The sequence below is a fragment of the Plantibacter auratus genome, from assembly GCF_050587365.1.
Taxonomy (GTDB): Bacteria; Actinomycetota; Actinomycetes; order Actinomycetales; family Microbacteriaceae; genus Plantibacter; species Plantibacter auratus.
In genome coordinates this window covers 1,385,011-1,408,574 of record NZ_JBOBFV010000001.1, presented here as the reverse complement: position 1 = coordinate 1,408,574, position 23,564 = coordinate 1,385,011, and the positions used below count along the sequence as shown (strand labels likewise).

At 69.7% G+C, this 23,564-nt stretch carries 21 protein-coding genes; 18 read left to right on the top strand and 3 right to left on the bottom strand.

The genetic code is table 11. The features are described from left to right. Positions 1-25: 25 nt before the first annotated feature. Positions 26-517, bottom strand: a complete 492-nt coding sequence (locus ACQ3HE_RS06560) for an inorganic diphosphatase (RefSeq protein WP_064294335.1) — start codon at positions 515-517, stop codon at positions 26-28. Between the two features lie 129 nt (positions 518-646). Between ACQ3HE_RS06560 and tilS the strand changes: the two genes are divergently transcribed. The 11 genes from tilS to ACQ3HE_RS06505 all read left to right on the top strand — a co-directional run bounded on the left by tilS (position 647) and on the right by ACQ3HE_RS06505 (position 10,440). Continuing rightward, entirely contained in the window at positions 647-1,654 is a 1,008-nt protein-coding gene (gene tilS, locus ACQ3HE_RS06555; protein WP_430891750.1) for a tRNA lysidine(34) synthetase TilS, read from the top strand. Between the two features lie 63 nt (positions 1,655-1,717). Next, positions 1,718-2,269 (top strand): hypoxanthine phosphoribosyltransferase, encoded by a 552-nt coding sequence (gene hpt / locus ACQ3HE_RS06550; RefSeq protein ID WP_064294334.1) that lies wholly within the window; start codon positions 1,718-1,720, stop codon positions 2,267-2,269. A gap of 154 nt (positions 2,270-2,423) precedes the next feature. Continuing rightward, a complete protein-coding gene (gene ftsH, locus ACQ3HE_RS06545) occupies positions 2,424-4,448 on the top strand; it encodes an ATP-dependent zinc metalloprotease FtsH (protein WP_430891749.1) in 2,025 nt (674 codons plus the stop codon). A gap of 5 nt (positions 4,449-4,453) precedes the next feature. Continuing rightward, a complete protein-coding gene (folE, locus tag ACQ3HE_RS06540) occupies positions 4,454-5,116 on the top strand; it encodes a GTP cyclohydrolase I FolE (protein ID WP_079705155.1) in 663 nt (220 codons plus the stop codon). A gap of 4 nt (positions 5,117-5,120) precedes the next feature. Next, the gene (folP, locus tag ACQ3HE_RS06535) at positions 5,121-5,924 is read left to right on the top strand and encodes a dihydropteroate synthase (RefSeq protein ID WP_430891748.1); all 804 of its coding nucleotides are present in this window, start codon (positions 5,121-5,123) and stop codon (positions 5,922-5,924) included. Then, positions 5,917-6,306: a dihydroneopterin aldolase gene (folB, locus tag ACQ3HE_RS06530; RefSeq protein WP_079705157.1), complete on the top strand. Its 390-nt coding sequence runs from the start codon at positions 5,917-5,919 to the stop codon at positions 6,304-6,306. Before folP ends, folB begins: the two co-directional genes overlap by 8 nt. Continuing rightward, entirely contained in the window at positions 6,306-6,866 is a 561-nt protein-coding gene (gene folK, locus ACQ3HE_RS06525; protein WP_202939480.1) for a 2-amino-4-hydroxy-6-hydroxymethyldihydropteridine diphosphokinase, read from the top strand. Before folB ends, folK begins: the two co-directional genes overlap by 1 nt. Beyond that, positions 6,863-7,342: a DUF3180 domain-containing protein gene (locus tag ACQ3HE_RS06520; protein WP_079001580.1), complete on the top strand. Its 480-nt coding sequence runs from the start codon at positions 6,863-6,865 to the stop codon at positions 7,340-7,342. The genes folK and ACQ3HE_RS06520 overlap by 4 nt, the downstream gene beginning before the upstream one ends. After that, positions 7,299-7,913 (top strand): PH domain-containing protein, encoded by a 615-nt coding sequence (locus ACQ3HE_RS06515; protein ID WP_374190802.1) that lies wholly within the window; start codon positions 7,299-7,301, stop codon positions 7,911-7,913. The genes ACQ3HE_RS06520 and ACQ3HE_RS06515 overlap by 44 nt, the downstream gene beginning before the upstream one ends. Then, positions 7,910-9,730, top strand: coding sequence for a PH domain-containing protein (locus ACQ3HE_RS06510; protein ID WP_430891747.1), 1,821 nt, complete (start codon positions 7,910-7,912; stop codon positions 9,728-9,730). The genes ACQ3HE_RS06515 and ACQ3HE_RS06510 overlap by 4 nt, the downstream gene beginning before the upstream one ends. After that, complete coding sequence (locus ACQ3HE_RS06505) at positions 9,727-10,440, top strand: Rossmann-like and DUF2520 domain-containing protein (RefSeq protein WP_079705162.1); 714 nt, start codon at positions 9,727-9,729, stop codon at positions 10,438-10,440. The genes ACQ3HE_RS06510 and ACQ3HE_RS06505 overlap by 4 nt, the downstream gene beginning before the upstream one ends. 71 nt (positions 10,441-10,511) lie before the next feature. Here the strand turns inward: ACQ3HE_RS06505 and ACQ3HE_RS06500 are convergent, their stop codons facing one another. Further along, on the bottom strand, positions 10,512-11,009 hold the full coding sequence (locus ACQ3HE_RS06500) for a DoxX family protein (RefSeq protein ID WP_430891746.1): 498 nt from the start codon (positions 11,007-11,009) through the stop codon (positions 10,512-10,514). Between the two features lie 217 nt (positions 11,010-11,226). On the opposite strand from ACQ3HE_RS06500, the gene lysS reads away from it, so the two are divergent. The 7 genes from lysS to ACQ3HE_RS06465 all read left to right on the top strand — a co-directional run bounded on the left by lysS (position 11,227) and on the right by ACQ3HE_RS06465 (position 22,508). After that, entirely contained in the window at positions 11,227-12,747 is a 1,521-nt protein-coding gene (lysS, locus tag ACQ3HE_RS06495; RefSeq protein ID WP_430891745.1) for a lysine--tRNA ligase, read from the top strand. Positions 12,748-12,788: 41 nt separating this feature from the next. After that, on the top strand, positions 12,789-12,935 hold the full coding sequence (locus ACQ3HE_RS06490; protein ID WP_153303387.1) for a hypothetical protein: 147 nt from the start codon (positions 12,789-12,791) through the stop codon (positions 12,933-12,935). A 100-nt stretch (positions 12,936-13,035) separates the two neighbouring features. Further along, entirely contained in the window at positions 13,036-13,233 is a 198-nt protein-coding gene (locus tag ACQ3HE_RS06485) for a hypothetical protein (protein WP_430891744.1), read from the top strand. A 78-nt stretch (positions 13,234-13,311) separates the two neighbouring features. After that, positions 13,312-14,781, top strand: a complete 1,470-nt coding sequence (cls, locus tag ACQ3HE_RS06480; RefSeq protein WP_137242235.1) for a cardiolipin synthase — start codon at positions 13,312-13,314, stop codon at positions 14,779-14,781. Between the two features lie 196 nt (positions 14,782-14,977). Next, complete coding sequence (locus ACQ3HE_RS06475; RefSeq protein WP_430891743.1) at positions 14,978-18,493, top strand: SdrD B-like domain-containing protein; 3,516 nt, start codon at positions 14,978-14,980, stop codon at positions 18,491-18,493. A gap of 179 nt (positions 18,494-18,672) precedes the next feature. Beyond that, positions 18,673-19,806 carry a baeRF11 domain-containing protein gene (locus ACQ3HE_RS06470; protein ID WP_430891742.1) on the top strand — a complete coding sequence of 378 codons (1,134 nt, stop codon included), beginning with the start codon at positions 18,673-18,675 and terminating at the stop codon, positions 19,804-19,806. A 173-nt stretch (positions 19,807-19,979) separates the two neighbouring features. Then, positions 19,980-22,508 (top strand): ATP-dependent Clp protease ATP-binding subunit, encoded by a 2,529-nt coding sequence (locus ACQ3HE_RS06465; RefSeq protein ID WP_064294324.1) that lies wholly within the window; start codon positions 19,980-19,982, stop codon positions 22,506-22,508. A 126-nt stretch (positions 22,509-22,634) separates the two neighbouring features. Here ACQ3HE_RS06465 and ACQ3HE_RS06460 read toward each other — a convergent pair whose 3' ends face one another. Further along, complete coding sequence (locus ACQ3HE_RS06460) at positions 22,635-23,561, bottom strand: Ppx/GppA phosphatase family protein (protein ID WP_079705168.1); 927 nt, start codon at positions 23,559-23,561, stop codon at positions 22,635-22,637. Positions 23,562-23,564 lie beyond the last annotated feature (3 nt).

Below are 23,564 nucleotides of genomic sequence, written 5' to 3'. Positions count from 1 at the left end.
GCGGTGTGCGGAGGTCCGCAGGGGGTCAGTGCCCCTCCGCCTTGAGCTTGTCGAAGCCCGCGAGGATGATCTTCTCGGCCGCAGCGGCGTCGCCCCAGCCGTCGATCCGCGCCCACTTGCCGGGCTCGGTGTCCTTGTAGTGGACGAAGAAGTGCTCGATCTCGTCGCGCGTCGCCTGCGGGATGTCGTTCAGGTCCTGGATGTGCGACCAGCGCGGGTCCTTGTACTGCACGGCGATGACCTTGTCGTCGCCGCCGCCGTCGTCCGTCATGTGCAGGACGCCGACGGGGCGGACCTTGATGCCGACGCCCGGGAAGGTCGGGAAGTCGAGCAGGACCAGGACGTCGACCGGGTCGCCGTCCTCGCCGAGGGTGTTCTCGAAGAAGCCGTAGTCGGCGGGGTAGACGAAGCTCGTGAACAGGACGCGGTCCAGGAAGACCCGACCGGTCTCGTGGTCGATCTCGTACTTGTTGCGGCTGCCCCGCGGGATCTCGATGACGGCGTCGTACTCGGCCATAAGCCTGCTCCTTGCGCGGTTGGATGACGTTGAGTCGGCGCGGTCGCCGACGAGGACCAACCATAACCGATGCGTCCCGGAGCGAACGGTGTGGGGAGGCGCTCGTCGCGGTGCAATAGCGTGGTCCGCGTGAACGACGTCCGACCCCCGCTCCACCCGTCCGTCGCCGCCCTCCGGAAGGCGGTGCGCGACGCGATCGCGGGCACGGCGCCCACGGCGTCGCGTGACGTCGCCGGTGCCGACCTGCTCGTCGCACTGAGCGGTGGCGCCGACTCGCTCGCGCTCGCCGCCGCGACCGCGTTCGAAGCCGGAAAGCTCGGCCTGCGGGCCGGTGCCGTGATCGTCGACCACGGACTGCAACCGGGTTCAGCCGACGTCGCGGCGCGTGCCGCGGACCAGGCGCGTGCCCTCGGACTCGACCCCGTCCTCGTCCGGGTCGTCGAGGTGGGTTCCGAGGGCGGACCGGAGGCCGCGGCACGGGCGGCCCGGTACACCGCACTCGACGCCGCACGAGTCGAGGTCGGCGCGTCCCTGGTGCTGCTCGCGCACACCCTCGACGACCAGGCGGAGACCGTGCTCCTCGGCCTCGCTCGCGGGTCCGGAACCGGCAGCCTCCAGGGGATGGCGCCCGTCTCCGGTGCGCTCCTCCGACCGCTGCTCGGGATCCGGCGTTCCCAGACCCGCGAGGCGTGCGCTGCCGAAGGACTCGAACCGTGGCACGACCCGCACAACACCGACGACGCCTACGCGCGGGTCCGGGTCCGGGAACGGGTCCTGCCGGTGCTCGAGGCGGAGCTCGGGCCGGGGATCGCCGAGGCCCTCGCCCGCACCGCCGACGCCGCCCGGGAGGACGCGGAAGCGTTCGAGGAGATGATCGAGGAGACCATCGAGGAGCTCGTCGAGCACGCCGAGGCCGGGATCTCCGTCAGTGCCGGGGCACTCGCCGCCAATCCGGCGGCACTCCGCCAGCGGATCATCCGGTACATCGTGCAGAGCGAGTTCGGCGTCTCGCTCACGAGGTCGCAGACGATCGAGGTCGCGCGGCTCGTCACCGATTGGGTGGGCCAGGGTCCGATCGACCTGCCCGGCCTGACGGCGTCCCGGCACGCGGGACGCATCGTCTTCGCGGCCCGCTGACCACCGGGGCTCCCCGAGCAGGAGGCGCACGGGCGTCCGGGTCATCTCGCATACACTCGACGCATGGAGCAGAGCGACATTTCCGACGACCTCACGACCATCCTCGTCACCGAGCAGGAGATCCGCGACAAGCTCGCCGAACTCGCCCGGCAGATCGAGACCGACTACGCCGGGAAGGACGTCCTGCTCGTCGGCGTGCTGAAGGGTGCGGTCATGGTCATGGCCGACCTCGCGCGCGAACTCCGCATCCCGCTCTCGATGGACTGGATGGCCGTCAGCTCGTACGGCGCCGGCACGAAGTCGAGCGGTGTCGTCCAGATCCGCAAGGACCTCGACGCCGACCTCACGGGCCGCCACGTCCTGATCGTCGAGGACATCATCGACTCCGGCCTCACGCTCTCCTGGCTCCTCGAGAACTTCGCCTCGCGCGGAGCCGCGTCCATCGAGGTCTGCGCGCTCCTCCGCAAGCCCGAGGCCGCCAAGGTGCACGTCGAGTGCAAGTACGTCGGTTTCGACATCCCGAACGACTTCGTCGTCGGGTACGGTCTCGACTTCGACGAGAAGTACCGTAACCTCCGCGACGTCGGCGTCCTCGCCCCGCACGTCTACGCCTGAACCACTCCACCGACCTCACACCGCACCCCCGTTAAGCCCACGGCAAACACAGGGGAGGCATCCAGCGGCGAGGGGGTAGCCTGATTTCCGACGCGGCTCCGCCCGTCGACCCCTCCTGCAGAAAGGGAACGGGCCAGCCCCGGCCTCTCAACTTATGAACGTCAAGCGTCTCTTCAAGGGTCCCATCCCGTACCTCATCATCGCCGCCCTGGTCTTCTGGATCGGCATCAGCCTGATGAGCATGAACGGCTTCCGTGAGGTCTCCACGCAAGAGGGGCTCGCCTTCCTCGAGAAGGGTCAGGTCAAGGAGGCCGTCATCACCGACGGCGACCAGCGAGTCGACCTCACGCTGACGAAGGCGGACGACGAGTTCGGCAAGCAGGTGCAGTTCTACTACGTCGGCGCCCGTGCGGCCGACGTGGTCGAGGCCGTCGACGCCGCAGACCCGTCCGGTGGCTACAACGACAAGGTTCCCCAGCCGAGCTGGCTCCTGTCGATGCTCGGACTCCTCCTCCCGCTGCTCCTCATCGGTGTCTTCTTCTGGCTGATGCTCTCCGGCATGCAGGGCGGCGGCAACAAGGTCATGCAGTTCGGCAAGTCGAAGGCGAAGCTCGTCTCGAAGGAGTCGCCGAAGGTGACCTTCGACGACGTCGCCGGTGCCGACGAGGCGATCGAGGAGCTCGAGGAGATCAAGGACTTCCTCAAGGAGCCCGCGAAGTTCCAGGCCGTCGGTGCGCGCATCCCGAAGGGCGTCCTGCTGTACGGCCCTCCCGGAACGGGCAAGACGCTCCTCGCCCGCGCCGTCGCCGGTGAAGCCGGCGTGCCGTTCTACTCGATCTCCGGTTCCGACTTCGTCGAGATGTTCGTCGGTGTCGGTGCGAGCCGCGTCCGCGACCTCTTCCAGCAGGCCAAGGAGAACTCGCCCGCGATCATCTTCGTCGACGAGATCGACGCCGTCGGTCGTCACCGTGGTGCCGGCATGGGCGGCGGTCACGACGAGCGCGAGCAGACCCTCAACCAGCTCCTCGTCGAGATGGACGGCTTCGACGTCAAGACGAACGTCATCCTGATCGCCGCGACCAACCGCCCCGACATCCTCGACCCCGCGCTGCTGCGCCCGGGCCGCTTCGACCGCCAGATCGGCGTCGACGCCCCCGACCTCGCCGGCCGAAAGAAGATCCTCGAGGTGCACGGCAAGGGCAAGCCGCTCGCCGCGAGCGTCGACCTCGAGGTCGTCGCCCGCAAGTCGCCCGGCTTCACCGGTGCCGACCTCGCCAACGTCCTCAACGAGGCCGCGCTGCTCACGGCGCGCTCCAACGCCCAGCTGATCGACAACCGCGCTCTCGACGAGGCCATCGACCGCGTCATCGCCGGCCCGCAGCGCCGCACGCGCGTCATGCGCGAGCAGGAGAAGCTCATCACCGCCTACCACGAGGGCGGGCACGCGCTCGCTGCGGCGGCGATGAACAACACCGACCCGGTCACGAAGGTCACGATCCTCCCGCGCGGCCGTGCCCTCGGCTACACGATGGTCCTGCCCCTCGAAGACAAGTACTCCGTCACGCGCAACGAGCTGCTCGACCAGCTCGCCTACGCGATGGGCGGCCGCGTCGCTGAGGAGCTCGTGTTCCACGACCCGACCACGGGTGCGTCGAACGACATCGAGAAGGCCACGGGCATCGCTCGCAAGATGGTCACCGAGTACGGCATGACCACCGACGTCGGTGCCGTCAAGCTCGGGCAGTCCTCGGGCGAGATGTTCCTCGGCCGCGACATGGGTCACCAGCGCGACTACTCGGAGGAGATCGCGCAGCGGGTCGACGCCCAGGTCCGCGAGCTCATCGAGGCCGCACACGACGAAGCCTGGCAGGTCATCACGACCAACCGGGCCGTGCTCGACCGCCTCGCCGCCGAGCTGATGGAGAAGGAGACCCTCGACCACAACCAGCTGGCCGAGATCTTCAAGGACGTCAAGAAGCTCCCGCCGCGCCCCGTCTGGCTGTCCAGCAAGAAGCGTCCCGTCGGGTCGGGTTCGGCCGTCGGTTCCGCGTCCTTCACCGCACCCATCGACTCCGGTGCGGCAGACGGCGGTGTGAGCTCGGAGCCCGAGCCCGAGCCCGAGGCTCCCGTGAAGCCCAAGCGCACCCGCGCGACGAAGCCGCGACCGGCGACCGCCTAGCCCGCATGACCCACGGCGAGCACACCGCGGACGACGCGGTCGCAGCCGCGCAGGCCGAGCCCGATCAGGGCTCGGCCTCGCGGTCGTCCGTGGACCGCGAGCGGATCGCCGCAGCGGTCCTCGAGATCCTCGAGGCGATCGGCGAGGACCCCTCCCGCGACGGCCTCGCCGACACCCCGACGCGTGTCGCCGATGCGTACGCCGAGTTCTTCGGTGGCGTCGGTCAGGACGCCGGTGTGCACCTGGCGCGCCCCATCCCGATCGAGGAGGGCGCGACCAGCGACGTCGTGCTCGTCCGCGACATCGCCTTCCGTTCCGTCTGCGAGCACCACCTGCTCCCGTTCCTCGGCACGGCGCACATCGCCTACCTGCCCGACGAACTCGTCATCGGACTCGGTGCCCTGCCGAAGCTCGTCGACACACTCGCCTCGCGCCCACAGGTCCAGGAGCGCCTCAGCGAGCAGATCGCCGACACCCTCGTCGAACGGCTCGCGCCCCGCGGCGTCCTCGTCGTGCTCCAGGCCGCACACGGCTGCGTCTCGATGCGCGGGTCACGCCAGCTGACGAGCACCACCGTCACCATCGCCAGCCGTGGAGCCCTGGCCGATCCGGCTGCACGGGCCGAGCTGATGGTCCTGATCGGCGCGTCCGCCGACCAGGCGGGTTGATCGCATGTTCCAGATCATGGGCGTCGTCAACGTCACACCCGACTCGTTCAGCGACGGCGGCCGGTACCTGGACGTCGACGACGCCGTCGCCCACGGGCTCGAGCTCATCGCGGCCGGCGCGACCATCATCGACGTCGGCGGCGAATCGACCCGGCCCGGTGCCGCCCGGGTCGACACCCGCGAGGAGCAGCACCGGGTCGCACCTGTCATCGCCGCACTGGCCGCCGCTGGTGCGCGAGTGAGTATCGACACGATGAACGCGGAGACCGCCCGTGCCGCGGCCGATGCCGGTGCCTCGATCATCAACGACGTCTCCGGTGGCCTCGCCGACGATCGCATGCCGGGCGTCATGGCGGCGTCCGGTCTCGATTGCGTCATCAGCCATTGGCGCGGGCACTCGGCCGACATGGCGAGCCGCGCCATCTACACCGACGCGGCGGTCGACGTCGCTCGGGAACTCGACGACCGGGTGACGACCCTCCGCGGTCAGGGCGTCGACCCCGGCCGGATCGTCGTCGATCCCGGCCTGGGGTTCTCCAAGCACGCCGAGCACAACTGGCGCATCCTCGCCCGACTCGACCTGCTGCGCGAGCTCGGGTACCCGGTGCTGGTGGGTGCGTCCCGCAAGCGGTTCATCGGAGCGCTCCTCCCCGAGGACGCCCCGATGGAGGCGCGCGACCTGCCGAGCGCCGTGGTGAGCGTGCTGGCCGCGCAGGCCGGAGCCTGGGGTGTGCGCGTCCACGACGTCGCCGCAACCAGACTCGCTCTCGATACCCTCGATGCATGGCAAGGTGGAGCCGATGACTGATTCGATCACCCTCACGGGCCTGCGTGCGTTCGCGCACCACGGCGTCTTCGACTTCGAGCGCGAGGCCGGACAGGAGTTCGTCATCGACGTCACCGTGTCGCTGGACCTCCGCCCGGCCGCCGGCGGCGACGAGCTCGGCGCGACCATGCATTACGGCGAGCTCGCCGAGGCGGTCGTCGCGGCCGTGGAGCGCGACCCGGTCGACCTCATTGAAACGGTGGCCGAGCGCATCGCCGACGTGGTGCTCGCGAACGAGCGCGCGGAGGCGGTCCGGGTCACCGTGCACAAGCCGAGCGCCCCCATCACGGTGCCCTTCGCGGACGTGGCGGTGACGATCGAGCGCACCCAGGCCGACCGCACGCAGGCCGGGCGGGCCGTCTGATGGTCTCGCGCACACCGATCCACGACCCAGCCCGTCGGCCCGGACCACCGAAGCCGCGCGCCGTCTGGGCCGTCGTGGCCATCGGGGCCAACCTGGGGGACCGCCGCGCGACGATCGCACAGGCGGTGGACGACCTCGCCGCCGTCGACGGGGTGCTCGAGGTGCGGCCGTCGCCGCTCGTCTCGAGCGCGGCCGTCAAGCTGTCCGGCGTCGACGAGTCGGCTCCCGCCTACCTCAATGGTGTCGCGGCCGTCCGCACCCGCCTCCAGCCGCACGCGCTCCTCGACGAACTCCAGCGGATCGAACTCGCGCACGGCCGCGTCCGCGAGGAGCGCTGGGGCGATCGGACGCTCGACCTCGACCTCATCGCCTACGACGACGAGACGATCGACGACGAACGCCTGACGGTCCCGCACCCGCGAGCCGCCGAGCGCGGGTTCGTCGTCGTGCCCTGGCTGCTCCTCGACCCCGACGCGACGCTGCCCGGCGTCGGCCGCCTCGACACCCTCGCGGCCGCCAAGGACGGCTCCGTGGTCCCGGACGACGGCACGCAGCCGTGACCCGCACCACCGCGACACCGCTCATCGTCCTCGCCGGGGTGGGCGTCGTCGTCGGCTTCCTCGTCGAAGTCGCGATGGTCTCCGGTGGACGCGCGTCGATCATCCCGCCCGTCACCCTCGCGGTCTCGCTCGTGGCGGTCGCGATCATCCTCATCGCCCTGTCCTGGCCGATCCGCCGCAGCACGACCGGTCGCGCCACCCGGCGGATCGATCCGTTCCGCGCCATGCGGGTCGCCGCGCTCGCGAAGGCCTCGAGCCATGCCGGCTCCCTGGTGGCCGGGGCGACCGTCGGGATCCTGCTCTTCGTCCTGACCCGCCCGATCCTGCCCGCGATAGGCTCGTTGTGGCTGGTGATCGCGTCCATCGTGGGATCCGTCGCACTCGTCGTCGCCGCCTTGGTGGCCGAGTGGTTCTGCACCGTTCCGAAGGATGATGATGACGACGCCGCACCCGGGGGAGCCCCGTCCCACACCTGATCAGCCCGCTGAACGGCCGCTGATCGAGACGCCGCTGGAGGAGCTGTCGTCGCCGGAGACGGTCCACGCCGGCCCCGCGGAGCAGAGCGGCAAGCGGCTCGAACTGCCTGATGCCGAGTGGCGCCGCGTGAGTCGCAAGCTCATCGCCGTCGAGTTCATCTCCGAGGGCGCCGGCCTCGTGCTCGTCACGGCGGCCGTGGTCTTCGTCGCGCTCGTCTGGGACTGGACCTGGATCTGGTGGCCGTTCGCCGCCTTCGCCGTGATCTCCCTGATCGCCGCCGCGTTCATCCCGCGCCGCATCCGATCGATCGGGTATCAGCTGCGCGCGGACGATCTGTTGTTCCGCCGGGGGATCATGTGGCAGCGCTTCGTCGCCGTGCCGTACGGGCGCATGCAGCTCGTCGACATCAACCGCGGACCCCTCTCGCGGGCGTTCGGCCTCGCCGACCTCAAGTTCGTGACCGCCTCCGCCTCGACCGGAGTGGTGATCAACGGGTTGCCGGAAGCCGAAGCCGAGGGGCTGCGCGACCATCTGGTCGCCGTGGCGGAGAGCCGGCGGACCGGACTGTGAGCGAGCACCAGGCGGCAGGACCGCCGGAGCGGTTCGAAGCTCCGGCCGCGGGTCCTCGGGTGAAGCCGACGGCCGAGGCGATCGTCCCACGGGTGGCCGGACAGAGTCTCGTCGACGGGCAGTGGCACCGGCTGCATCCGGCGACGCCGTTGCTCCGAGGCGGGATCGCGTTCGTCGCCATCCTCGGCATCGTCATCGCGAACCTCCGCGAGCGCCTCATCGAGTTCTTCATCCCCGCCCCGGGGATGGAGCAGCCGACCGACCCGATCGACTACATCCTCAACCACGGTTTCGTCGGGTGGGTGCTCCTCGCGATCGCCGTCGGGCTCATCGTGGTCATCGCAGTGTTCTGGTTCTCATGGCGCATGCACACCTTCCGGGTCACCGACGAGGCGGTGGAGGTGCGGAGCGGGATCCTGTTCCGCACGAACCGCAAAGCCAAGCTCGACCGCATCCAGGGCGTCTCCATCGAGAAGCCGCTCCTCGCCAGGCTCATCGGGGCCTCGCGCATCAACGTGAGCGTCGCTGGCCAGGACGCGAACGTCAAACTCGAGTACCTGTACGGTGCCGACGCCGACGGCCTCCGCCGGGACGTCCTCACGCTCGCGAGCGGGGTGAAGCTCGCCGAACGCCGGCAGACCACCGCAGCCGGCGACCCGGTCGACCCGGTCCTGCCGCCGCAATCGGCGCCCGACGGTGCCGGCGGGGTGTCCCGGTTCGTCACCGAGCGCGTCGACGACTTCATCTCGCCCGAACTCGACCCGGACGAGGCGGTGCCGGACTCCGTCGTGCGCCTGACGCTCGGACGCCTGGTCGGGTCCACGCTGCTCAGCCCGTTCACCGTGATCGTCCTGATCTCGGTCGTGGCCGGCGTCGTGCTCCTCGTCAACGGGCTGGACTGGGCCTGGTTCTGGCTCGTCCCGATGGTGCTGAGTCTCGGGGCCTTCGTCTGGTCGAGCGTGACGAAGTCGCTGCGCTACAGCATCGCCGCGACGCCCTCGGGCGTCCGCATCGGCTTCGGGCTCTTCTCGACGACGAACGACACCGTCCCGCCCGGACGGATCCACGCGATCGAGGTGTCACAGCCCATCATCTGGCGCCCGTTCGGCTGGTGGCGGGTCCGGATCAACAAGGCCGGCCTGTCACTGGAGCAGGCTGCTCGGGGTGCGACGAGCAACACGGTGTTGCCGGTCGGGTCGCTCGTGGACGCCGCCCAGGTCGTGGAGTTGATGCTCGCGGGCCGCATCGACGGCAGCGCCTGGGCGCCCGTGCAGTCGGCCCTCGCCACGCGCGACGGCGTCGGTTTCGTGGGTTCGCCCCGCCGCTCGCGATGGATCAACTGGTTCTCGTGGCGTCGTACCGGCTACGCCCTGCGCGACGGGATGCTGCTGTTCCGGCAGGGGGTGGTCTGGCGCAAACTCCACATCCTCCCGCTCGCACGCCTGCAGAGCATCCGGGTCGACCAGGGGCCGCTCCTGCGCGCGCTCGACCTCGCCTCCGCGACCGCGCACACGGTCCCTGGCCCGGTGATCGCCAAGCTCCCGGCCATGGCCCGCGACGAGGCGGTGCGGATGTTCGACGCGGCGTCGGCGGCGATCGTGGTCGCGCAGTCGACCGACCGCAGTCACCGGTGGGCGAGCTTCGACCCCGAGCACCAGCCGTCCGAGGCGCAGGCGACGGCGCCCTACCTCGATGAGCCGGTGGCGCAGTCGGATACCCAGCCGACGACGCAGGCGGACACCGAGCCGTGGCAGGAGCAGAGCCCGGCACCGTCCGTGCCGCTCCCGACGACCGACCAGGACCGGAGGACCACGTGAGCGCGGAACGACGGAGCGCCAGGCTCGGCGTCGGGATCATCGGGAGTGGTCGCGTCGGCCCGGTCATCGGAGCGGCGCTCGGGGGAGCCGGACACGCGATCGTCGGCATCACCGCGGTGTCGGAGGAGAGCCTCGAACGGGCGAACGCGCTGTTGCCGGATGTGCCGGTGCTCGATCCGACCGAGGTGGTCGAGCGGAGCGAACTCGTCGTCATCGCCGTACCCGATGCGCAACTCGCGTCGTTGGTCGAAGGGCTCGCGGCGGTCGGTGCGTGGCAGCCGGGTCAGCTCGTCGCGCACACCTCGGCTCGGTTCGGGACAGCCGTGCTCGCTCCGGCCGCGCGCGCCGGCGCCATCCCGTTGGCGTTGCACCCCGCGATGGTGTTCACCGGGACGAGCCTCGACCTCGCCCGGCTCCACGAGACGTCGTTCGCCGTGACCGCACCGGCCCCCGTCCAACCGATCGGGCAGGCGCTCGTGGTCGAGATGGGCGCGGAGCCCGTGATCATCGCCGAGGCCGATCGTGCGGCCTACGCCGAAGCGGTGGAGACGGCCGCGAGCTTCTCCCGCGCGGTCGTGCAGCAGTCGACGGCTCTGCTCCAGGAGATCGGCGTGGAGAACGCCGGCGGCTTCCTGTCGTCGCTCGTGCGGTCGTCGGTCGACGAGGCGCTGCGCGGGGCGACCACGCCCGACGTCGACGAGCTGCTCTAGCCGGGTGGACGGACCGCCGCCCGCCCACCCGAGTCCGGGCAGGCGGGCGGATCCGAGTCAGCGGACCCGTGTCAGCGGCTGCGGCGGCGACGGATCAGCGCGTCCACGGCGAGTCGGCCCGGGCCGGCGAGCGTGAGCGCGAGCGACGCGAGCGCGAGCAGCATGACGTACTCGAAGCCACCGTCGGCGGCGTAGAACCCCGCCGGCAGGTGCACGAGCACCATCGCCACGGCCATCGTCACCGCGAGCAGGGCGCCCACGATGCGCGTGCCGAGGCCGACGATGAGCAGCAGGCCACCGACCACCTCGAGACCGGCGACGACGACCGCCGCGACCTCTGGAGCCGGGATGCCCAGCCCGGCGAACCCGGAGGCGACGCCCGGGATGGAGTCGACGAGGAACTTCTGGAGCCCGTGCGCGATGAAGACCACGCCGAGGGCCAGGCGCAGGAGGAGGAGACCGGCGTCGATCCCCGCCTGTCCGCGCGGCGCGGCGGGGGAGGCCGGGACCGGTGGGACGGTGGTGGCGTCACGGTGGTCGGTGTGCTGGTGGTCGGAGAGCGTCGTCATGACGAGCCTTTCGAGTTCGTTTCCGGCGTCGGTGCCCCCGATCGGGACTCCTGTCCTTCGAGCCAAGCACGGCCCGGGTACCCGGCGGTGTCCTCCGAATGGTTGTTCGCAGACCCTTGTCAGGCCGTCGATAGCCGGCTCATAGGAAGCCGGCCGTGCGCGCGGCCTGCACGGTCCCCGGTAAACTCCAGTGACCGCACGAGGAGAATCCCACCGCATGACTGACACGACGCCAGAGCCGATCGACGACGCAGCAGAGCAGGCAGAGCTCTCCGAGCAGAAGGCCGTCCGGCTCGCGAAGCGCCAGCGCCTCATCGACGAGGCGACGTCGGGTGCCGGTGGCGCCTACCCCGTCACCCTCCCCATCACCGACACGATCCCGGCGGTGCGCGCCCGCTTCGGTGAGCTCCAGCCCGACGAGGCGACGGGCGTCACGGTCGGCGTCGCAGGCCGCGTCGTGCACCTGCGCAACACCGGCAAGCTCTGCTTCGCCAGCCTGCAGTCGGGCGACGGCAGCCGCATCCAGGCGATGGTGAGCCTCGCCAGCGTCGGCGACGAACAGCTCGCCGCTTGGAAGGAACTCGTCGACCTCGGCGACCACGTCTTCGTCTCCGGCGAGGTCATCTCCAGCCGCCGCGGCGAACTGTCGATCATGGTGGCCGAGTGGACCATCGCGGCGAAGGCGATCCTGCCCCTGCCGAACCTCCACAACGAGCTGAACGAGGAGACGCGGGTCCGCAGCCGGTACCTCGACCTCATCGCCCGCGACCAGGCGCGCAAGAACGTGCTCGACCGGGCCAAGACGGTGGCCAGCCTCCGCCAGACCTTCACGGAGCGCGACTTCGTCGAGGTCGAGACGCCGATGCTCCAGGTCATGCACGGTGGAGCCTCGGCCCGCCCCTTCGTCACCCACTCGAACGCGTTCGACACCGAGCTCTACCTGCGCATCGCGCCCGAGCTGTACCTGAAGCGCGCCGTCGTCGGCGGCATCGACCACGTCTACGAGATCAACCGCAACTTCCGCAACGAGGGCGCCGACTCCACGCACAGCCCCGAGTTCGCCATGCTCGAGGCGTACGAGGCCTACGGCGACTACGGCACCATGGCCGACCTCACACAGACCCTGATCCAGAACGCCGCGCTCGCGACGAGCGGGAGCCACGTCGTCACCTGGGCCGACGGCACGGAGTTCGACCTCGGTGGCGAGTGGGACCGCATCTCGATGTTCGAGAGCCTGTCGGCCGCCGCGAGAGTGGAGATCACACCGCAGACGCCGATCGAGGAACTCAAGGCGCTGGCCGAGCGTGAGGGCGTCGAGGTCCCGCACCCCATCCACGGCAAGTACGTCGAGGAGCTGTGGGAGCACTTCGTCAAGGGTGGCCTCGAGCGCCCGACCTTCGTCATGGACTTCCCGGTCGACACGAGCCCGCTCGTGCGCGCTCACCGCTCCATCGATGGCGCGGTCGAGAAGTGGGACCTCTACGTCCGCGGCTTCGAGCTCGCCACCGGCTACTCCGAGCTCGTCGACCCGGTCGTGCAGCGCGAACGCTTCATCGAGCAGGCGAAGCTCGCCGCACAGGGCGACGTCGAGGCCATGCGTCTCGACGAGGAGTTCCTGCGGGCGCTCGAGTTCGGGATGCCGCCGTCCGGAGGCATGGGGATGGGCATCGACCGACTCCTCATGGCGCTGACCGGTCTCGGCATCCGCGAGACGATCCTCTTCCCCCTGGTCAAGTAGCGGCCACCCGGCAGCACGACCACCGACAGTCAGGCGCGACGATGAGCATGATGGACCCCGGCGACCACCAGGACCCGAAGAAACAGGGGCCGACGACGGCGCGCATCACCATCTGGATCGTGGTCGGCGGGATCGGCCTGTACCTCGTCGTCAGCGGCTTGTGGGGCGCCCTCGCCGGAGGCTCCTGAGCCGGCTGCGCGCCCGTTCGGGATCGCGCCACCACTTCGTTCCGGTCCCTGAGCGAACCCTCCGGTCCCTGAGCCTGTCGAAGGGCGGTACGATTGACGAGTGATCGAAGACTACTGGCTCAACGCGCTCTGGTCGCTGCTGCCCACCGTGGTCGTCGGCATCATCTTCTGGGTCGTCATGCGCGCCATCCTGCGGTCCGACCGCAACGAGCGCAAGGCGTACGCGCAGGTCGAGGCGGAGCAGCGCGCGAAGCTCGGTCTCCCGCCGGTCGAGCCCTCCAGCCCTCGCGAGGTCTGACCCGCCCGTATCACGTGGCGATGTCGCCCCACAGCTGTCCGGCATGGTCAGTAGGCTGGAGCCTCGGCAGCTGAGCGGATGGGCGACATGACGATCGAGTTCTCCTGGAACTGGCTGGGCATCACGGCCCTCGTCCTGGACTTCATCATCCGTGTCATCGCGGTGATCGTCGTCCCGCGCAACCGGCGCCCGACCGCGGGGATGGCCTGGCTGCTCGCGATCTTCCTCATCCCGTACGTCGGTGTCATCGCCTTCCTCCTCATCGGCAACCCGAAACTCCCACGGGTGCGCCGGCGGAAGCAGTACGACATCAACGTCTACATCCGCCAGACGACCCGCGACCTCGTCAAGGCGAACCTGACCTCGAACGCGCCGGCCTGGTTCCGGTCCGTCGTGACGCTCAACCGCAACCTCGGGTCGATGCCGCTGCAGGGCGGGAACACCGCGAGTCTCATCGGCGACTACGAGGCCTCGCTCCACGCCATGGCCGACGAGGTCGACCGTGCCGAGCAGTTCGTGCACGTCGAGTTCTACATCCTCACTTGCGACCGCACGACGAAGCCGTTCTTCGACGCGCTCGAGCGCGCGGTGGCTCGCGGCGTCACGGTCCGGGTGCTGCTCGACCATTTCGCGAGCTGGCGGACCCCCGACTACAAGCACACGCTGAAACGCCTCACCGCGATGGGTGCCCAGTGGGCGCTCATGCTGCCGCTCCAACCGTTCAAGGGCAAGTTCCAACGTCCCGACCTCCGGAACCACCGCAAGATGGTGATCGTCGACGGCGCGGTCGCGTTCATGGGCTCGCAGAACATGATCGACCGGAGTTACAACAAGCCGGGCAACATCAAGCGGGGTCTCCAGTGGCAGGAGCTCATGACACGGGTGGAGGGCCCCGGGGTCGCGGGGATCAACACGATCTTCCTGAGCGACTGGTACAGCGAGACGGGCGACGTGCTCTCCCACGAGGTCGGCCTGCTCGAGGCCCGACCGGTTGGGGACCTCGAACTGCAGGTCGTGCCGAGCGGGCCGGGGTTCGACGGCGACAACAACCTCAAGCTGTTCCTCACGCTCATCTACGCGGCGCAGCGGCGCATCGTCATCACGAGTCCGTACTTCGTGCCTGACGAGTCGTTGCTCGCAGCGGTCACGACGGCGGTCCAGCGTGGTGTGCCGGTCGACCTGTTCGTCTCGGAGATCGGCGACCAGGCGATGGTCTGGCACGCGCAGCGCTCCTACTACGAGGCGCTCCTGCGAGCCGGCGTGCGGATCTTCCAGTACCCGGCGCCGTACATCCTCCACGCGAAGCACTTCACGATCGACGACGACGTCGCCGTCATCGGGTCGAGCAACATGGACATGCGTTCCTTCGGTCTCAACCTGGAGGTCTCGCTCATGGTCCGCGGGCGCGAGTTCGTCCAGGAGATGCGCGGCGTCGAGGACGGGTACCGGGAGATCAGCAAGGAACTGACGCTCGCGGAATGGTTGAAGCAGCCCCTCCGGTCGACGGTGCTCGACAACCTCGCCAGATTGACGTCCGCGTTGCAGTAGACGCTGGCGCCCGCGGCCGGGCGATCCGACCGAAGGAGCCGTCCGCGCCGCGGACGCCCTCCTCCGCCGGTCCATCGCACATGACCCGGCCCCAACACCCGTCTTACATCGTCGGGATTCTTGCGTATTCCACATATCAGTCGACCAATTTGTGTATCGTGTGACGGCCCCCTCTCCTCCAGAAGGTCGGACCCACGTGAACACCATCCTCTTCCGCAGGGCGCTCGGCGCCCTGTCCGTCGTCGCCGTCACCGGCGGCGCCATGTTGCCGGTCACGGCACCGGACACCACCTCGACTCCCGCTGCCGCCGCGACCCAGGCGCTCGGCCTCAACACCTCGCTGCAGCGGACCGCCACCGGGAGTGTTCCCTTCGATCAGGCGCCCGGTCCGGGGCTCGACGTCTCACCCGACGACGCGGTGCTGCGGTCCCACGACGCCGTGACATACACGATCGAGGCGCAGCTGCGCGGGGCCGCCCGCGACAACCGGGTTGTCGTCCGACAGCGGCTGCCCGAAGGGTTGCAGTGGCCCACCGTCGATCAGTTGCCGGGGTACTGCGTCGCCGGATCGACGGTCAGTCCCGACCGCGCCGTCCTCGACTGCGTCCGCTCCGACGTCCTCCCGAACTCCGTGAGCGCCATCGAGCTCACTGCGATGCTCACCACCGCGCCGGCGAACGGCACCGTCATCAGCGCGCCGCAGGACGGTATCGAGATCATCGCCGCCGAAGCCGCCGACGGGTCCGAGATCCGGGCCAGCACGACCGCACCGGATCTGGTGGTGAGCAGCGGCCCGCGCGTCAACGTCGGCGTCCGACGGGGGCCGGTCGTCGACGGCGTGCAGGAGCAGGACGGCACCGTGGGTTGGTACATCGCACACGACACCTACCTCTCGATCACCGATTTCGGCACCGATGAGGGACGCGGCGCTCGCGGATCCGGGAACGTCGTGGGCGACGTCACCTTCGTCATCGATCTCAACGGGTATCCAGCCGGCGCGCGGCTCGCGACCGTCAACCCTGAGGGGAGGCCAGTGCCGCAGAGCTGTCTCACCGGGGCCTTCGACTCCGCGGTCTTCCCGAAGGCGGCGGGCGGAGGCGACGACGCGGTCTCGGATTCCGGGACCTGGACCTGCGAGCCGGCAGCCGACGGCCGTTCCGTCCTCGTCACGGTCAGTGGGGCCGACCTGAGCGGCGACCACATCCCCTCGCGGTCCGCTTCCGGTTCCGCGATCACGGCGCAGGGCTACCTCGCCATTGGACGATTCGGCGTGTTCGTGCCCGAGGACGACGTCCCGGCGAACGGCGCCCTGCCCGTGCGGCTGGACCTCGCCGATCTCCGCGTGACGGGTGTCGCCTCGGACGGGACGCCTCTGCCGAACGCTCCGGAGCCGCTGGCGGACAACGGCGCCACGGCGACCATCGCGCAGCGCACCGGCGGCGGAGACCACGCGAGCCGGTACTCGGACCGCCGGACCGACAACCGCATGGTGCCCGGACAGAGCACGGCGGGCTCCGGCGACGGGCCTGTCGCCGGCGGCCAGCGGTTCGAGCAGACCGTCGCCTGGAACAACACCACGACGAGCCCCCTGACCGGCGCCGTGCTCTGCGCGGTGTTCGACCCGGCCACCCAGCAGGTCGGTGAGCGTCCCGGCGGTGGAGACCCTGCGGAGTTCCGCTCAACCGCCGGAGCCGTGATCGTCGAGTACGGGACGACGCCCAGCGTCGACGCCGCGGCCGACACCGAGACCCGCCAGGCGCAGATGGATGCGACCACCTGCGACGACGCCGACGACACGTGGATCTCCGACCCGTCACTCGTCGACACCGACGACATCACGAAGGTCCGTCTTCGTCCCGTCGACGGCGAGCTCCCTCCCCGCACGAGCGTGACCCTATGGGTGCAACTGCAGGCCGAACAGGGCCTCGACGTGGGCACCATGATCACCGAGACCTACAGCATCAAGTCCTCCGGCAACGGTCCGGACCGGGAGTCGGCGACCGCCTGGGTCGAGGACGGATGGTGGCACGGCCGGTACCGCGCGGCCGAGGGCAACGCACAGTACCCCCGTGGCGATCAGCTGGTCGCCGCGAACGCGGCGGTCACGCTCAACAAGCGGGCCACCTCGCCGGAGGTCGCGCCTGGCGCGCCGGCACCGATCGCGGCTGGCTCACCCATCACCTTCGAGGTGCGTCCGCAGATCATCACCCCCGACGGGGTGGCCGATCGAGCCGACGCCGTGACGGTCACGGACTCCCTGCCGGCCGGATTCCTCTTCGACGAGGGTTCGGCGACCCCGGCGGCCACGACCGTGGTCCAGCAGGCGGACGGCAGCACGCTCCTCACCTGGGACCTCGGGCGGATCCGACAGGGAGCCGAGCCGGTGATCGCCTACACCGCGGTCTCGGACCGGTTCTCCGTCGGACAGTTCCTCAATCGTGCGATCGTCGCGAGTCCGGACGACCCGGGGTCCCTGACGGACTTCCCCGCGGAGCCAGGACGACTCGACTCCCACTACTCCTGGCAGTCGATGGTGGTCACCACCCCATCCGGACTGCAGATCGACAAGCACGTGGCCCGGTCCGTCGTCGAGTTCGGCGACGCGGTCGAGGTCGACGTCGTCTTCGGGAACATGAGCGCCGGGGCCGTGCAGCGCGAGGTGCGGATGATCGACGTCCTCCCGTACCCGGGCGACGAACGTGGATCGACCGGGCAGGGCGTCCTGGCGGGTCCGGCCTCGTCGGACGGAGCGGACCTCCGCTACACGGCGGCCCCCGGTGATGCGGTCGCGAGCAACGTCGACCCCGTCGTCGACGACGGCTTCGGCACCCTGCCGGACGGAGCGCGGTGGTGCGCGGCGGACGAATTCGGCATGACCGGGTGCCCGGCGTCCATCGCAGAGGCGACCGCGATCGAGGCCACCGTCGCCGAGCTCGCGCCGTTCGCGCCGGTGGTCGTCGACTACGAGCTGACGACCACCGGTGCCGCGGTCGACGCCCGGTTCGTGAACGACGCCGTCGTGCACTCCGCGACGCAATCGCTCGGCGCACAATCGCCTCAGGTCGCGGCTCAGCTGGTGAGCTCGGCGCTCGGCGAACGCATCTGGTGGGATCTCGACGCGAACGGGCTCGACGACGACGGGCTCGACGGGACGCCGGGGCCTGGTGTCGCAGACGTCGAGCTCGAACTGACCGGCACCGACAAGCGCGGGGAGCCGGTCACCCGGACTGTCACGACCGACGCCGACGGGCAGTACCGGTTCGAGGCGCTCCGTTCCGGTGCCTACCGGATCGACGTGCGACTCCCAGACGACCTGATGGCCGACGCCACGTCGCCTCGGGTCGGCGACGACGATCTCCGGAACTCCGCGATCGACCCGGCGGAGTGGGTCATGGCGGACATCGTGATCGCGGACCCGTCGCCGAGTGGAGCCGACGGAGAGGACCTCCGTTGGAACGGCGGTCTCATCGCGACCGAGCCCGGGACCGGCCCGGCTCCGGAGGGACCGGGCGCGACGCCGGGTGCGCCGGAGGCCACGACCGGCCGGGACACCGCGAGTCCGCTCGCCGTCACCGGCGCCGGGCTCACGACCGGCGCGCTCCTCGCGGCCGGCCTGCTCGTCGTCGCCGGTCTGCTCGTCCTCGCGCTGCGGCGGACGCGACGCCTCGTCGCACCGGAGCAGCCGACGGACGGCCCGGTCACGACCGAGTGACGAGGCCGTGAGTCGGGCCGCGGGATCGAGGTCCCGCGGCCCGACCCGGCTCCGAATGTCCGCAGAATCGACCCCGGATCGAGGGGTGGGTGCTCCCTATACTGGGGTCAAGTCAGGCCCACGACGGCGTCGCCTGCTCCCGGTCGACCCTTCGCCTGACGCGATCGAAGGAGGCATCAGTGCACCACACCGATATTCCGACCCGCTCCGACATCGTCGAGCTCGCGACCGCCCGAGAAGCGTCGAGCGTGTCGATCTACCTCGAGACGAGCACCAACCCCGCGGACACGAGCCACATCCGGCTCGACCTGAAGAACCAGGTGAAACAGGCCGTCGAACAGTTGGCGTCGGCCGGGGCGGACCGCACCGACGTCAGCCGGTTCACCGACGAGATCGATCGGCTCCTCGAAGACCCCGACTTCCTGCGGTACCTGTCGTCGAGCCTCGCGATCTTCGTGAGCCCGTCGACGACCAGGTACTTCCGCGTGCCCAACGTCCTGCGCTCGTGCAACGAGGTCTCCGACCGCTTCTACATCAAGCCGCTCATGCGCGCCCTCACGTTCCCGCAATCCGCCTACGTGCTCGCCCTGGCGCAGAGCGGCGTGCGGCTCGTCGCCGTGGCACGGGACCTCCCGGCGACGAGCATCGAACTGGACATCCCCGACGACGTTGCGGCGGCCGCCCACGTGGACTCCATCCGTGGGCGTGGATCGAACGGTCGGGAGCAGCTCGGACGCATCCAGGGGTCGGAGGGCCAGAAGATCCGGATGCAGGAGTATGCGCAGGTGATCGACAAGGCGCTCGCCCCTATCCTCGCGAATTCGAAGGAGCCGTTGATCCTCGCCGGAGCCGAGCCGATGACCGGAATCTTCCGATCGGTGTGCACCTCGAAGCAGTTGGTGAAGCCCGAGATCGAGGGCAATCAGCAGGAGCGCTCGGACGAGCAGCTCGCCGCGGCGGCCCGCCCGATCCTCGACGAGCTGTACGCCGCCGAACTGCGCGCGCTGTGCGAGGAGTTCGGCACCCGCGCGTCGAACGGCCGTGCCGTGACCGACCTCGGCGACGTGGCACGCGCCGCGACGGCGAACGCGGTCGACACCCTGTTCGTCGACATCGACAGCAACCTGCCGGGCACGGTCGACGAGACCACCGGTGTCGTCACCCTCGCCGACGACGCCGACGCGACGAACTACGGCGTGATCGACGAGATCCTCCGCCGGGCGCTGCTCTCCGACGCCCGGATTCTCGCCGTCCGCGCCGACGACGTCCCCGGTGGGGGCGCCCTCGCGGCGACCGTCCGGTTCCCGGTCTGACCGAGCCGCGATCCTCCGACACCCGCAGCGCACGTGCCCGGTGCACGTGCGCTGCGGCGTTCCCGGTGGCCGCGCATCACGCCCACGGCGAACAGGGGCGAAGAGAGCTGCGGCGGTCGTTACGCTCCTACTAACGGCATCACCACCCTGCCCGGTGCCGGAGGAGAGTGATCATGTTCGAGAGATTCACCGACCGTGCGCGTCGTGTCGTCGTCCTGGCCCAGGAAGAGGCCAAGATGCTCAACCACAACTACATCGGGACCGAGCACATCCTGCTCGGCCTCATCCACGAGGGAGAAGGAGTCGCCGCCAAGGCACTCGAGTCCCTCGGGATCTCCCTCGATGCCGTGCGCGAGCAGGTCACCGACATCATCGGCACCGGCCAGCAGCAGCCGACGGGACACATCCCGTTCACGCCGCGCGCCAAGAAGGTGCTGGAGCTGAGCCTGCGCGAAGCGCTGCAGCTCGGCCACAACTACATCGGCACGGAGCACATCCTGCTCGGCCTCATCCGCGAGGGCGAGGGCGTCGCAGCCCAGGTCCTCGTGAAGCTGGGTGCCGACCTCAACCGCGTGCGCCAGCAGGTCATCCAGCTGCTGTCCGGCTACCAGGGCAAGGAAGCAGCCCCGGTCGGCGGCAACCAGAGTGAGCAGCAGGCACAGGGCGGGTCGCAGATCCTCGACCAGTTCGGCCGCAACCTCACGCAGGCCGCGCGCGACAACAAGCTCGACCCGGTCATCGGTCGTGACAAGGAGATGGAGCGGGTCATGCAGATCCTCTCCCGTCGCTCGAAGAACAACCCGGTCCTCATCGGTGAGCCCGGCGTCGGCAAGACCGCCGTCGTCGAGGGTCTCGCCCAGGCGATCGTCAAGGGCGATGTCCCGGAGACGCTGAAGGACAAGCAGCTGTACTCGCTCGACCTCGGCTCGCTCATCGCCGGCAGCCGCTACCGCGGTGACTTCGAGGAGCGCCTGAAGAAGGTCACCAAGGAGATCCGCACCCGCGGCGACATCATCGTCTTCATCGACGAGATCCACACCCTCGTGGGTGCCGGTGCCGCCGAAGGCGCGATTGACGCGGCCTCCATCCTCAAGCCGCTGCTCGCTCGCGGTGAGCTCCAGACCATCGGTGCCACCACGCTCGACGAGTACCGCAAGCACTTCGAGAAGGACGCCGCACTCGAGCGTCGCTTCCAGCCGATCCAGGTCATGGAGCCGTCGCTGCCCCACACGATCAACATCCTCAAGGGGCTGCGCGACCGGTACGAGGCACACCACAAGGTGTCCATCACCGACGGCGCGCTCGTCTCGGCGGCGAACCTCGCCGACCGGTACATCTCCGACCGCTTCCTGCCCGACAAGGCCATCGACTTGATCGACGAGGCCGGTGCACGCCTGCGTCTGTCGATCCTCTCGAGCCCCCCGGAGCTGCGCGAGTTCGACGACAAGATCGCCGGCGTCCGCGAGGCCAAGGAGACGGCCATCGAGGAGCAGGACTTCGAGAAGGCGGCGTCGCTCCGCGACGAGGAGAAGAACCTGCTCGGCGAGCGTCTTCGCCTCGAGAAGCAGTGGCGCTCAGGCGACGTCAAGACGACCGCCGAGGTCGACGAGGGCCTGATCGCCGAGGTCCTCGCCCAGGCGACCGGCATCCCCGTCTTCAAGCTCACGGAAGAGGAGTCCTCGCGACTCGTCTTCATGGAGAAGGCGCTGCACCAGCGGGTCATCGGTCAGGAGGAGGCCATCTCGGCGCTCTCCAAGACCATCCGCCGCACGCGTGCCGGCCTCAAGGACCCGAAGCGTCCCTCGGGCTCGTTCATCTTCGCCGGCCCCACGGGTGTCGGTAAGACCGAGCTCGCGAAGGCGCTCGCCGAGTTCCTGTTCGACGACGAAGGCGCGCTGATCTCCCTCGACATGTCGGAGTACGGCGAGAAGCACACGGTCTCGCGACTGTTCGGTGCTCCTCCCGGATTCGTCGGCTTCGAAGAGGGCGGCCAGCTCACCGAGAAGGTGCGTCGCAAGCCGTTCAGCGTCGTGCTCTTCGACGAGATCGAGAAGGCCCACCCCGACATCTTCAACTCGCTCCTCCAGATCCTGGAAGAGGGCCGGTTGACGGATGGTCAGGGTCGCGTCGTCGACTTCAAGAACACCGTCATCATCATGACCACCAACCTCGGTGCTCGTGACATCGCCGGTGGTCCGGTCGGCTTCCAGATCGAGGGCAACGCCTCGACGGGGTACGACATCATGCGCGGCAAGGTGAACGAGGAGCTGAAGAAGCACTTCAAGCCCGAGTTCCTGAACCGTGTCGACGACATCATCGTGTTCCCGCAGCTGTCGAAGCCGGAGCTGCTGCAGATCGTGGACCTGTTCACGAAGCGTCTCTCGGAGCGTCTGCTCGACCGCGACATGACGATCGAGCTCACGCTGCCGGCGAAGGAGCGCCTCATCGAGGTCGGCTTCGACCCGACCCTCGGTGCTCGTCCGCTGCGTCGTGCGATGCAGCGCGAGGTCGAGGACCAGCTCAGCGAGCAGATCCTCCACGGCGAGCTCAACGCCGGCGATCACGTGCACGTCGACTTCGTGAACGGTGCGTTCGCCTTCACGACCTCGGCTCGCGGTGAGTCGGTCGGTGCCGGCGTCAACGCGCAGGCGTCGCTCGGTACGGGTTCGGCCACGCCGGACCTCGCCATCACGGGCGAGTAGTCCCGAGTCACCGAAGGCCCCCACTCCGCGGAGTGGGGGCCTTCGTCGTGTCAGGGGTGTTCGTTCGCCCATCTCCGGGCGCGCGAGCACTGGAGCGCCCGAACCTGGGCGAGCGAACGGTGGCGGTCAGCCGAGGCGGTCGAGGTACCGGAGGATGATGCCCTCGCGGAGCGCCCAGGGGGAGACGTCGAGCTCGCGGACGCGGAAGGCGGCCATCGCCTCGGACAGGACGATGCCGCCGGCGACGATCTGGAACGTGCGGTCGGCGGTGATCCCGGGGAGCGCGGGGCGGGCCTCAGCCGGAATGCGGGCGAGCCGGGGGATCCAGTCGTCGAGCTGGCTGCGCCGGAGCAGCGATCGTTCGGTGCCACCGATCCCGTCTGCCACCGATCCTGCGAGGCGTGCGAGGGAGCGGATGGTCTTGGACGACCCGACGACGTGATGGGCGTCGGGCTCCTCGGCGAACGCGGGGAGTGCCGCGGCGAGCACCTCGCGGGCGTGCAGGCGGAGCGCCTCCTGCTGTGCGGCGGTCGGTGGGTCGTCGTGGAGGAAGCCGACGGTGGAGCGTCCGGCGCCGAGCGGGAGGGAGATCGCGACATCGGGGTACTCGTCGCCGCCGGCCGCGATCTCGAGTGAGCCGCCGCCGATGTCGAGGAGGAGCATCTCGCCGGCCGACCAGCCGTACCAGCGGCGGACGGCGAGGAAGGTGAGCTTCGCCTCGTCGTCACCGGAGAGGACCTGCAGGGCGATGCCGGTCCGCTCCTCGACGAGGGCGAGGACCTCCGGCCCGTTCGTCGCCTCACGGATGGCCGAGGTCGCCATCGAAAGGAGCTCGTCGAGGCCGCTCTCGCGGGCGATCGCTGCCGCTGCACCGATCGACTCGAGGATGACCGCGACGCCCTCATCGCTGATCGATCCATCCGGCGTGAGGTATCGCATGAGTCGCAGCACCGACTTGTGCGACGACTGGGGGATCGGCCGTGCTCCCGGGTGGGCATCGACGATGAGCAGGTGGACGGTGTTCGATCCCACGTCGAGGACTCCGAGTCGCATGCG